14 protein-coding genes, 1 pseudogene and 2 riboswitches are annotated in these 11,256 nt (G+C 35.5%); of the genes and pseudogenes, 13 read left to right on the top strand and 2 right to left on the bottom strand.

Translation table 11 applies throughout. From position 1 onward, the window contains the following. Positions 1 to 289: IS3 family transposase (locus BCAMP_RS10730; protein ID WP_035315574.1), on the top strand; the 289-nt coding region annotated here is incomplete at its 5' end. Positions 290 to 634: 345 nt separating this feature from the next. On the opposite strand, the gene BCAMP_RS10725 is transcribed toward BCAMP_RS10730, so the two are convergent. Beyond that, positions 635 to 1,018: a hypothetical protein gene (locus BCAMP_RS10725; protein ID WP_035315572.1), complete on the bottom strand. Its 384-nt coding sequence runs from the start codon at positions 1,016 to 1,018 to the stop codon at positions 635 to 637. A 141-nt stretch (positions 1,019 to 1,159) separates the two neighbouring features. On the opposite strand from BCAMP_RS10725, the gene BCAMP_RS10720 reads away from it, so the two are divergent. After that, positions 1,160 to 1,357, top strand: coding sequence for a hypothetical protein (locus tag BCAMP_RS10720; RefSeq protein WP_035315570.1), 198 nt, complete (start codon positions 1,160 to 1,162; stop codon positions 1,355 to 1,357). 154 nt (positions 1,358 to 1,511) lie between these two features. Next, positions 1,512 to 1,916 (top strand): thioredoxin domain-containing protein, encoded by a 405-nt coding sequence (locus tag BCAMP_RS10715; protein ID WP_035315569.1) that lies wholly within the window; start codon positions 1,512 to 1,514, stop codon positions 1,914 to 1,916. Between the two features lie 592 nt (positions 1,917 to 2,508). Here the strand turns inward: BCAMP_RS10715 and BCAMP_RS10710 are convergent. Continuing rightward, positions 2,509 to 3,189, bottom strand: a complete 681-nt coding sequence (locus BCAMP_RS10710) for an IS6 family transposase (RefSeq protein WP_035315567.1) — start codon at positions 3,187 to 3,189, stop codon at positions 2,509 to 2,511. A gap of 288 nt (positions 3,190 to 3,477) precedes the next feature. Then, a riboswitch (TPP riboswitch) is annotated at positions 3,478 to 3,575 on the top strand. A 62-nt stretch (positions 3,576 to 3,637) separates the two neighbouring features. Further along, positions 3,638 to 3,736: riboswitch (TPP riboswitch) on the top strand. Positions 3,737 to 3,810: 74 nt separating this feature from the next. On the opposite strand from BCAMP_RS10710, the gene tenA reads away from it, so the two are divergent. From tenA to BCAMP_RS10650, 10 genes and pseudogenes are all read left to right on the top strand, one after another. Next, positions 3,811 to 4,500, top strand: a complete 690-nt coding sequence (gene tenA / locus BCAMP_RS10705; RefSeq protein ID WP_035315566.1) for a thiaminase II — start codon at positions 3,811 to 3,813, stop codon at positions 4,498 to 4,500. Next, positions 4,481 to 5,224, top strand: coding sequence for a hydroxyethylthiazole kinase (gene thiM / locus BCAMP_RS10700; RefSeq protein WP_035315564.1), 744 nt, complete (start codon positions 4,481 to 4,483; stop codon positions 5,222 to 5,224). Before tenA ends, thiM begins: the two co-directional genes overlap by 20 nt. Further along, positions 5,221 to 6,036 carry a bifunctional hydroxymethylpyrimidine kinase/phosphomethylpyrimidine kinase gene (gene thiD, locus BCAMP_RS10695; RefSeq protein WP_035315563.1) on the top strand — a complete coding sequence of 272 codons (816 nt, stop codon included), beginning with the start codon at positions 5,221 to 5,223 and terminating at the stop codon, positions 6,034 to 6,036. Before thiM ends, thiD begins: the two co-directional genes overlap by 4 nt. Then, on the top strand, positions 6,026 to 6,640 hold the full coding sequence (thiE, locus tag BCAMP_RS10690) for a thiamine phosphate synthase (protein ID WP_035315561.1): 615 nt from the start codon (positions 6,026 to 6,028) through the stop codon (positions 6,638 to 6,640). The genes thiD and thiE overlap by 11 nt, the downstream gene beginning before the upstream one ends. Before the next feature lie 501 nt (positions 6,641 to 7,141). Further along, positions 7,142 to 7,848, top strand: a pseudogene (mobV, locus tag BCAMP_RS13215) (MobV family relaxase); the annotation flags it as partial. Positions 7,849 to 7,891: 43 nt separating this feature from the next. After that, on the top strand, positions 7,892 to 8,113 hold the full coding sequence (locus tag BCAMP_RS10680) for a hypothetical protein (RefSeq protein ID WP_035315560.1): 222 nt from the start codon (positions 7,892 to 7,894) through the stop codon (positions 8,111 to 8,113). Between the two features lie 1,397 nt (positions 8,114 to 9,510). After that, on the top strand, positions 9,511 to 9,774 hold the full coding sequence (locus BCAMP_RS10670) for a winged helix-turn-helix domain-containing protein (RefSeq protein ID WP_051457049.1): 264 nt from the start codon (positions 9,511 to 9,513) through the stop codon (positions 9,772 to 9,774). Positions 9,775 to 9,801: 27 nt separating this feature from the next. After that, complete coding sequence (locus BCAMP_RS10665; protein ID WP_156921227.1) at positions 9,802 to 10,149, top strand: hypothetical protein; 348 nt, start codon at positions 9,802 to 9,804, stop codon at positions 10,147 to 10,149. A gap of 88 nt (positions 10,150 to 10,237) precedes the next feature. After that, positions 10,238 to 10,468, top strand: a complete 231-nt coding sequence (locus BCAMP_RS10660) for a hypothetical protein (protein WP_035315555.1) — start codon at positions 10,238 to 10,240, stop codon at positions 10,466 to 10,468. Positions 10,469 to 11,138: 670 nt separating this feature from the next. Further along, positions 11,139 to 11,256: IS3 family transposase (locus tag BCAMP_RS10650; RefSeq protein WP_035315552.1), on the top strand; the 118-nt coding region annotated here is incomplete at its 3' end.

Below are 11,256 nucleotides of genomic sequence, written 5' to 3'. Positions count from 1 at the left end.
GTTTCACACGGATCGAGGGAAAGAATTTGATAATCGGTTGATTGATGAAGCGCTTGAAACATTTAATATTCAACGTTCACTAAGTATGAAGGGTTGTCCTTACGATAACGCTGTAGCGGAAGCAACATTCAAAGTGTTTAAAACAGAATTCGCAAACCAAACTCACTTTTCCAATCTTAATCAGCTGGAACTTGAATTAAATGATTACGTTCATTGGTTTAATAACATCCGTATTCATGGAACATTGGGTTATTTAACGCCTACCGAATTTAAATTACAGCCCTTATAATTTTTGTTCAATTTACTGTTGCCATTCCAAAGCAACAGTGTTAAAACAATGGTATCTCTATCTTATAATAATCTAATGATATAAAATTAAAACCACCAATCTAAATTTAGATTGGTGGTTTTTAATTTATTTATATATAGCTTTATTATACGTTTTTTTTAGTAGTGTAATAATTTTTATTATACTTTTTATTAGCTCCACACGGATTAGTAACAGTTACTGTTTTAGTAGTTTTATATGCATCACCATATATTGCTGGGCGCGACCACTTTTTAGCAGAAGCAGAAATAAATGTCCCTGAACCTGGAGCGGCAACAGATGCAGATACACTAACACCAAAACCACTTAATCCAACTGAATAATTTGAATTTTTAGTACTAAAATAATACCCATTAACTTTATCCCATTTTTTAAATCCTGGATGGTTAGATATGAACTTATTATTTTTTTATTTTTTTCTGTTTTTATCGTCTTATAACTATATCTTAGCGCACATCCACTTCTAAGAGTCGGTGCATTTTCTTTCAAAATATTCCCTTCAGAATCTGTAACGAAATTATCCGGTAAATCTGAAAATTCACTTACCAAATAACCTTCGTTGTTATAGTATTCATTTACTAATTGTGGTTCGAATTTAACTTCAGGTTCATTGGCATCCGCAGATACGACACTAAAAATAGAAAATAACATTACTAAAGATAAAACAAGACTTGCAATTCTTTTTTTCATAATTTATCCTCCTAAAATATTAATTATATGTTTACTATGATAGCGCATACATATATAATTAGTTATAGTATAAACGGAACGGTTATACATTGCAACATCATGTTTAAAAGATGTTGCTAAACTATATTGGGAGGAATTAATGTGAAGAAAACAATAGTTTTAGCAATTATTTTAGTTATATTTTTAATAGGATGTTCTAAAGGAAGAGTACTAGAAGTAGGAGTAGAAGATAGTAACGGCATTAAATTTGATGAAAAAAACAAACTAACTAAAGAAGAAGATATACAAAAGTTATTGAAAATTATTGAAAATAGTAAAGTTTCAAGCAAAAAAAGTTAAAAACAGCGCCAGATTATATAATTCATATTAGCAACCTGGAAGAAAGTACCCTTGAAACAGTTATGTCAATATGGTTTGATGGAGATTTTTTAATTGTTAGCAACTCTAAAGATACAAAAAAACAAAAAAAATAAATTCTGAAGATACAAAAACATTGAAAAATCTACTCCATTTGAAAGTGACTAAAAAAAGCAATGCCATAACTGACTACGATAATAGTATAGATAAACTAAAGACAGAAAAAAGAATTACTGAAATTAATGCAAATTCATTCATTGATTCCATCAATAAAAAAAGGGATGGGTATTATTATATCGGACGAAATGACTGCGAGTATTGTCAAGAATTCCTTCCGAAATTATCAAAACACATGGGAACTGAAAGTATCAATTTTTCTTATTTAGATAGCAATAAACAAAAAGAATTACAAAATGAAAATTTCGAAAAGATAATAGATACTTTGAAGTTGGAAACTGTACCTGCGTTATTTAAGATATCCAACGGTAAAATAACAACATATGATACTGATAAAGACCAATTGAAATCTTTTATAAACTGACCGTATTACATAAGTTATCTGAAGTTCGAAAAAGTTGCTGGACACGAAAAATAAATCACGAACTCAGATGCTTAAGAAATTCACATATAATTGAACCATTTTTATAAATATGCAGATTAACTTCTCATAATGGCTAATTAGGTTAACTAAACCATGTCTGAGAAACCCATTCTAACAGCCTTTAGAACACACATGCCCACAATCACCCATACACGTCTTATACATCGCTGTCACAGCAACGTTTTCAAATGAAAAACTGATCACCGTTTCGTATAATTCCTGTATGACACGTGATCGTTCTTAAATCACAAAAAAACACAGCCGTCTCTCACGAGATGACTGTGTTTCTTTATAATCATATAGCTTAACTTGCGACAGTTTAAGCTCTTTTATTTTAACATATCCTTACTCTTTTGTTTCATTTCAACGTTTTGTAACATATGTCACAAAAAAAACAGCCAAATGTCACAAGATTCACAACGTGTAAATGTTGTTAAATCAACGTTTTGACCCTCTATTTTGTTCGCTTGGTCGCATTGGTTCTGTTGCAAAGTTTTAAGTGACACAAGCTCTTTCTCTCTATTATGATTGATTAAGCTGGAAGTCCTAATAATTCCTTAATTTCAAGACAGACGGAAAAGCCGAAGAGATTACCTTCTTTTCGGCCCTTTTTATATAGTGCATGAATGGTTTCTATCCCTTTGATCGTATTAGCAGTCGTCCTTAAACTCTGATACAATCTATTCCGCCTTTTTATGAAGCGATGATCTTGTTCAATCAAATTATTCAGGTATTTAACGGTCCGATGCTCGGTTTTTAGATAGAATCCTTTCTCTTTTAATTTTTTTAGAGCACTATAAAGAGAGGGAGCTTTATCCGTGACAATCACCTTTGGTTCTCCAAATTGCTTACTTAAACGTTTGAAAAAAGCATAAGCAGCCTGTGTATCTCGTTTTTTTCGTAACCAAATATCTAAAGTAGTGCCTTCGGCATCAATCGCACGGTAAAGATAATGCCATTCCCCTTTGATTTTGATGTATGTTTCATCCATTTTCCAAGAGTAACAGGCTGTTTTATTCTTTCTTTTCCATATTTGATAAATGATAGGACCATACTCTTGTACCCATCGATAAATGGTGGTGTGAGAAACTTCAATACCACGATCAGAAAGGAGTTCTTGTACATCACGATAACTTAAATGATAGCGAAGATAATAACCAACAGCCACAATAATCACGTCTTTTTGAAATTGTTTCCCTTTAAAATGGTTCATTTTCGTTCCTCCAAGTTTATTTTTCTATTATTATACCTTATTTGAAGGATCGTTTAAAACTTTGCAACAGAACCGAAAAAAGAATGTATATACGTGATATAAGAGCTATCTATGACCGATGCAAAAATGAAAAATACAACTAAGGAGCTGTTAATTATGACAACAATAAAGTAGGGCTTGAATGTTCCCAAAGCGGTGTTGGGAATGTTTATGATAATTTTGAGTATTGTACTTGTTTTAGGTAAGCTTGTTAAAATTCATTCACTCTGATACACTAAAACTAATTAAATGCATTTGCAGGGGGACACATTGGTGTTGAAAAGGTTAAACCTGACCCTTAGAACCTGACCGTTAATACGGACGTAGGGAGCAAAGTACATAAGAATGATAAATTTGTACTTACTTAGGCTCTGCGTATTTTTACGTGGAGCCTTTCTTTTTGCAAATACTTTAATTGCGGGGGGACACTTCGGTGTTGAGAAGGTTAAAACCTGACCCTTAGAACCTGACAGTTAACACTGACGTAGGGAGCAATTAGTGGTGTAATCTACCCTTTTTTGGCGTCTCTATTTTAGAGGCGCCTTTTTGCGCTTACGTCCACCATTTAAAGGAGGACTATGTATGGAGTTTTGTGAAAAGGTAAGGAAGGAAATGAACGTTTATTTTGAGGCGAGTTTTGACCATCCATTTGTACAAGGGATTGCAGATGGCACATTACCATTAGAAAAGTTTAAGTTTTATATGCTTCAGGATGCTTATTATTTGAAGCATTATACAAAAGTATTAGCACTTGCAGCAGCAAAAGCAACAAATGATGAAGACGTTCAGTATTTTTTAGAAACAGCCAAATTTATACACGAGGCTGAATTAGAATTGCATCGTAAAACGTTTAAGGATTTAGGGGTAACGGCTGAGGAAATGGAACAATTTGAGGTAGCACCAGCTGCCTATAATTATGTCAGTCATATGTATCAATCTGTTTTTACAGGAGATGTAGCAGAAGCATTCGCAGCCATTTTGCCTTGTCCATGGCTATACCAAGAAATTGGGCAAAAACTAAAATACGCATCGCCAGATATTCCATTATATGCAGAGTGGATTGCTGTATATGGCTCAGATGAAATGAAAGATACGATTGACCAGCAAAAAAAGATGATGAATCGATTCGCATCGGAGCAGTCACTGAAAGAAACAGTATTAGAAGCACATTTTAAGAAGAGTTGTTATTATGAGTGGCAGTTTTGGGAAATGGCTTGGACGAAACAAGATTGGATTGAGGGGGTGTATCATAATGAGCCTGCAAAAAATTAATCAACAAAAACCGCTTGTCCATTGCATCACGAACTATGTCGTCGCAAATTTTACAGCCAATGGTCTACTCGCAGTTGGGGCATCTCCTGTTATGGCGGATGCACAAGAAGAAGTAATGGAAATGGCAAGTAAGGCAAATAGCGTATTACTAAATATTGGGACATTAAATGAACAGACGATTTCTTCGATGCGACTATCTGGTCAAAGTGCCAATAAGCATCAAGTACCCGTTGTATTTGATCCTGTTGGTGCAGGGGCAACAGCTTATCGTACAAAAACTACGCTTGATTTACTCCAACAAATTCAAATGCAATTAATCCGTTGTAATGTAGGAGAACTCGCAGCAATTGCTGGTGTGGAATGGGTATCAAAAGGTGTAGATAGTGGGCATGGCGCCATGGATGTGAAACAAACAGCCATGTATATTGCACAAAAATACCGTTGTTTCGTCATCGTAACAGGTGAGAAAGATGTATTAACAGATGGTGTACAAGTATGTGAAATTGCTGGTGGTCATGAAAAAATCACAAAAATGACAGGTACAGGTTGTCTGCTGAGTGCGATTTGTGCAGCTTTACTGGCAAGTAGTACAGAGCCATTAACAGATTTGGAACAGGTGTTAATTGAATATAAAAAAATAAGCGAATGGGCTTTCGGAGCGATTGGCACGATGCAAGAAAATGTGCTGAACTATTTAGAATTAGTTGCGGAGGGAAGCATATGATTGCATGTACAATAGCAGGTTCAGATAGCGGTGGCGGTGCTGGGATTCAAGCCGATTTAAAAACATTTCAGGAATTAGGTGTGTTTGGCACATCGGTCATTACCGCATTGACTGCACAAAATACGCTAGGTGTGCATGGGATTTCGCCTATAACATCATCGTTTGTACAGAGACAGTTACAAGCAATTCTTACTGATTTTGATGTGAAAGCAATCAAAACAGGTATGCTATTTGATGCAACAATCATTGAAGGTGTTGTCGATGTTTTAAAAAATACGTCTATTCCCTTAATTGTCGATCCTGTCATGATTGCAAAGGGAGGTGCCAATTTATTGCAACAACAGGCGGTTCGTGCGATGCAAGAGCAATTGATGCCGATTGCCTTTATGTGTACACCGAATATACCAGAGGCGGAAGTTTTGACGGGTAGAACGATTCGAACGCAACAAGATATTCAAGCAGCAGCAAATGATTTACTAGCGTTAGGTGTACAGTATGTTGTCATGAAGGGTGGACATCTTGAAGGACTACATGCGACAGATATACTATTTTGGAAAGGTGGGCAATTCAGTGTCGCGACACCTCGTATAGATACAAAGGATACGCACGGAACAGGTTGTACGTTTTCAGCTGCCATCACAGCGTTACTCGCAAAAGGATTCCCTTTACAAGAAGCCATCATCGAAGCGAAAAAGTTTATTCATTTAGCGATTAGTCACCCCTTACATATCGGAAAAGGGCATGGACCGACGAATCATTTTGCGTATAAACAAGTTCAAGGGAAATGCGAGGTAATGACACATGAACCGTAATGTATTGGGCGTTTATTTTATAATGGGGTCACAAAACAGTACGGAACCACTGGAAACGTTAGAAAAAGCGTTACAAGCAGGGATCACGTGTTTCCAATTGCGTGAAAAAGGCGAAGGGCGTTTAAAGGGTGCAGCTTATGAAAATTTTGCAATGGCTTGTCAGAAACTGTGTAAAGCCTATCATGTGCCTTTTATTGTGAATGATGACGTTGAATTGGCTTTGAAAATAGAGGCTGATGGAATTCATGTAGGGCAAGATGACACAGCCATTACTGAATTTCGGTCACTCGCTAAGGATAAAATTGTAGGCGTTTCTGTACACAATGAACAAGAGCTAGCTTTTGCTATACAACAAGGGGCTGATTATGTAGGAATCGGTCCAATTTATTCAACAAAATCAAAGTCTGACGCTAAACCACCTGCGGGACTAGATTTTTTAATTAGGGCAAGAAGGCAGTATTCGGATTTCCCGATTGTAGGAATTGGTGGCATTGATGAATCAAATGCTCGCCATGTTCGATTAAGTGGCGCAGATGGTGTAGCGGTGATTTCGGTAATTTGTGAAAGTCCAGATATTAAAAATACAATCAAAAATCTAGGTTAAAAGATGATTAAGAGAATCGATTAACAAATTATCTATATGCAAATAGAGGTGCTCTTAAGTAGCTCTATTTGCATATATGATATTAAGACAAAAGAAGTTGGATTAGTATGCTATGAAAGCTTATAAGATTTCTAGTAAACAATTAATACATACGATTACAGGCAAAATAAAATGGAGAAAATATTTTTAGTGATTATCTATTTATTACAAGTCAATAACGCAGCCAAAGCGCTGTTTGGGAATGTTTTTATTTTTAGAAAAGTAGTTGGTGGCCTACCGCATTTTGCGGTAGATCGCCAACTACTTTTTTGCTTTTGACCTGTCGGAAACCATGTGCGCTCCAGCACGTTTCCGGCTCGGGCGACTGCCCGACTAGCCCTCGGCAAAGCACACCTTTACGGACGTAAAGTATAGTGTGATATACTTTACATGGAAGTTGGGAACCGTAATCGCTGTAACCGCTGCACTATTTAGTACTATGAAAATAGGAGTGATGACACCATGAGTTATGTAGTCGTGCATATGCAAAAGATAAAATCACCCGCTTTAAAAGGCATGCAGTTTCACCACCCACGAGAACGAGAAAGCCGAACGAATTTTGATATTGATGAAACCCGTTCGCATGAAAATTATGATTTGGTCAACGAAGAACCGATTGACTTTAATAAACGAGTAAGTGAAATTATTGAATCGCAAAAGACAGGTTCGAGAAAGACAAGGAAAGATGGCGGTACTAGTCAATGAATTATTGGTGACGTCCGATTCCCCATTTTTTGAAAAGTTGTCTGAAGCGGAGCGTCAGAAATTTTTTGAGGAAATCTTGAACATTTTTGCGGAGCGCTATGGCAAACAAAATATAGCGTATGCGATGGTTCATGTGGACGAAAAAAACACCACATATGCACGTTGGCATTGTGCCAATGCGTGATGGAAAGCTACAAGGTAAAAACGTCTTTAATCGTGCAGAATTATTGTGGATACAAGACCATTTTGCAGAAGAAATCAATAAGCATGGCTTTGACTTGCAGCGTGGCGAAAAAGGGCTGAACCGTCAACATATCGAAATGCAGATATTTAAAAAAATGACGATGGAACAGGAATTAAAAGAAATTGAATCGCAGCTGCTTGAAAAGCAAGGTGAGCTTTCGGGACTGGATGAAAAAATTAATGTGAAAGCTCAAATGAGCGAAGCAATTAGAGACATGAAATTTGATGTTAGTTCTCTTAATGTGAGAAAGCAAACGAAAAAATTTGACTAAGCAGCTTCAAGCTGCTCATAAAGAAATTCAATCATTGAAAGCAAAGAATCGGGATTTAGAAAGTGAAGTAACATGGTTAAAAGCGTTTGTAAGCGATTCTAGGACGTTTAAAACGTTTGTTGAGCTGATTAAAGACCGAGTAGAAGATAGTGAAGTAAAACGAATCGAGAATCGTGAAAATCCACCTAAGCGAAACCGTGGTATGGAACGATAATTAGTTCGCCATCTTTCCAGGCAATCTGATTATCGTGGAATAAAAAAATTTGTTTTTTTAAATAAAAAAATTATTTTTTTTATGGTTTTAGGAACGATTTGAGCGTAGCGAAAATGAGTTCATTCTTTTACTTGATACATACCTAACTATTTCGGCACGGAATTGTTAGGTATGTGAGGTCTTTAAGCCTTGTCGCTCTAAGGCAAAAAAAAAAAGCGATTTGCATTTTCTAGCATACTGTTTTATACAACGTATATGTGAAAAATCAAAAAATCGAAACGCATCAGCGTTCCGAATGTTTTCATTTATTTTTAAATATAGAAGCAAAAACATATGCCACAGTTACAATGATTAAGTTGAATACAACTTCTTTTATAGTATAATTTCCTTTTATAAAATAGCTGAAAATAACAGTAAACACATATAAACACATCAATTTGTATATATCTTTATATTCAAACAAAAAAATCATCCCCTAAAGTTAATTGTTATTATTATAGTAACACAAAACTGTTTAAATTTTTTTAGCATTGTTAGAAACACCTGTATATAATCATACTAACTTTAACAAATACTCAAACTAAGGATTCGCGTTACATTTTTTCAGAACAACCATACTTTATAAATATACGGTGTAACTTCCCTTAAGTCGCATTATGTTAACCTTAACCGTGTCTGAGATTCCCTCTCTGACGCGGTTTTCTTTTTTTTTTGCCTATCATCGCCCATACGTGCTTTATACACCCTTGTTCTAACCGGTTTTCTCTCGTCCCTAGGACGCACCTGTACGCATAAATCCTGTATGCCTTTTTCGAGGACAAACCAACCCTTTCCTCTTTTTTGAAGGTGATTTTTAACTCGATAAGAACGATCCTGTCTACTCCAAATCGAAAATTCACCGGACCCTCTACTTTGTGAAAATCGCCTGTTTCAAAAGAGGTTATGTCAATGTTATGGTTTCACTGTTAATTCGGCTGTTTCAAAGCTGTCAAACCTATGGCAGCGACTGTAAAACCGCCATACAAGGGCTGTAAAAGCTATGGCGATGACTGAAAAAGTGCCATAACGTGTATGGGGCTTTTATGGGGGGTTATGTATTTCCGCCATACACGTTATGTTTTTGTTATGGCAGGGGCTGTAAAAGTTATGTTTTTTCACAATGTTTTGATATCACTACAAAGCTAGGCACTGCCTAGCTTTCCAAAGGGTTGATAGCATTTCCCCTTAACCTGCTAAATTTGTAGCACACCCTTTTTCTGTAGAGTGACCCTCCTTTTTATAGTTCAACACCCCAACTCTTTTTCAAAAAGTCGGTCGAATTAGTGTGAGTTCCTACCTGCACAACGAGCAAAAAATGATACACTTAACTTACTAATTAGTCACACGAGGTGAAAACGATGAGCGAAAAAACCATAAAAGAATTAGCAGAAGAATTGAATGTCAGCAAACAAACAGTTCAATATCACATTAAGTTTTTGCCGACAAACTATACGACAAAAAACGACAAAAATATAATAATGATAAATGCAAAAGGACAAGCCTATATAAAAGGGAAAGTCAGAAAAAAGACCGACAAAAAGACTAACAAACAAATCGACAAAGAAACACCAAACTATACGACAAAAGAAAACGAGTATTTATACCTGGAGTTGGTCAAGTAGCTTTAGCTGCTACAGGTGCTATCGTTATTGGTGGTGTTACCATTGGTGCTGGACATTGGGCCTATCAAACGATCAAAAAACACTTTGCTAAAAAAGGGAAAGCGCCTGCTAAGAAAAATAAGAGTGCGAAAAGTACACCTGCTAAACTCTATAATACTGCCAAGAAAAAAAGGGATTAAAGTTAAAAATAGACACACAACTATAAAGGTTACTAAGAAAACTAGGTCTTTACCTTCTAGAGTATCTAAATCTTATTCGTCTAAAGACCTTATAAAAAATGGTAAGGTTGATATACGAAGATATTACGGAAAAAATGGTAAAGCAGAAGTAGATATTCATTATACAAATCATGGTAACGCTAAAAAAACACCCTAAAGTTCCACACCGTCATGGTTGGCATAATGTAAACGGAAAATGGACGAAAAAAAATACTTGGTATTAGTAACAGAAAGAAGGAAAAAGAATGGATCAAAACACATGGGAAAAATTCCAAGAAGCAATAGAAGAAGGTCAAGAAATAAGTTTTGATTACAAAAATGAAGAATGGTGGATTAGTAGAGTAGATGAGGAACGCAGTTTTTTATTGACACGTTCTTCAGATAGTTATACTCAATCTTTTACAACTGCCGAGGAGCTTTACAAAAAAGGAATTATTGATGGGGAAAAGTTTATAAACAGGGTTAAAGATTTTTGAACCTCTCATGACTGAAGTCACGAGAGGTTCAAATCTTTAGAACGTATAAAAATATGGACGGTGATATATATGTATAATAGTATGTTTATTTCAGCAATTATTTCTATGATTTTATGGATTTTAGTATCAAATAATCTCATGTCTGCTTCAAAAACGAAAAGTAAGGGTTTGGTATATACCTTGTTTTCAGCAAGTGTAATTTCAACAGTGTTTTTGCTTGTTTTTATTTTTAGAAAATTACAACTTTTTTTAAATTTATGAATAGATTTAAGGTCTGTGTATATTTTATACACGGCCTTTTTTTAGGTGTATTTTTAAACGCAATCTATAACTTGTAAAAAAGATTGATACAGTGATAAACTCAAGGAACATAAAGTCTTTCAAAGCATGACTCGAAAAGGGAATTGTTTAGATAATTCTCCTATGGAAAGACAAACCTGCTGTTTGTCTTTTATTGATGATTTTAGAAGAACACTAAAATCATCTCTTTTTGAGTGCGGTCATCTTTTTTATTTGCCTCTCTTTTTTAGTGAACAAAGCCGTTTACTGCTTCTGCTTATAGCCCCTCTCTCTTTAAACGAAAAGGGTAAAATGGATAGGCTACACTAAGTTAGACAGAATAAATGAGGGCTTGTAAACTAAGACTACTAATAAAAAGGAGTGTGCTACTATGCCACGTCAACGTCGAACATTTACGCCTGAATTTAAACTGCAAATGGTGAAGCTTTATGAAAATGGAAAGTCACGTGCTGATATTGCTCGTGAATATGATTTAACCCTTCGGGATA

Source organism: Brochothrix campestris FSL F6-1037 (genome assembly GCF_000525915.1).
Lineage (GTDB): Bacteria > Bacillota > Bacilli > Lactobacillales > Listeriaceae > Brochothrix > Brochothrix campestris.
Note: the sequence above shows the minus strand (reverse complement) of the source record. Positions and strands in the feature narration are given on the sequence as shown.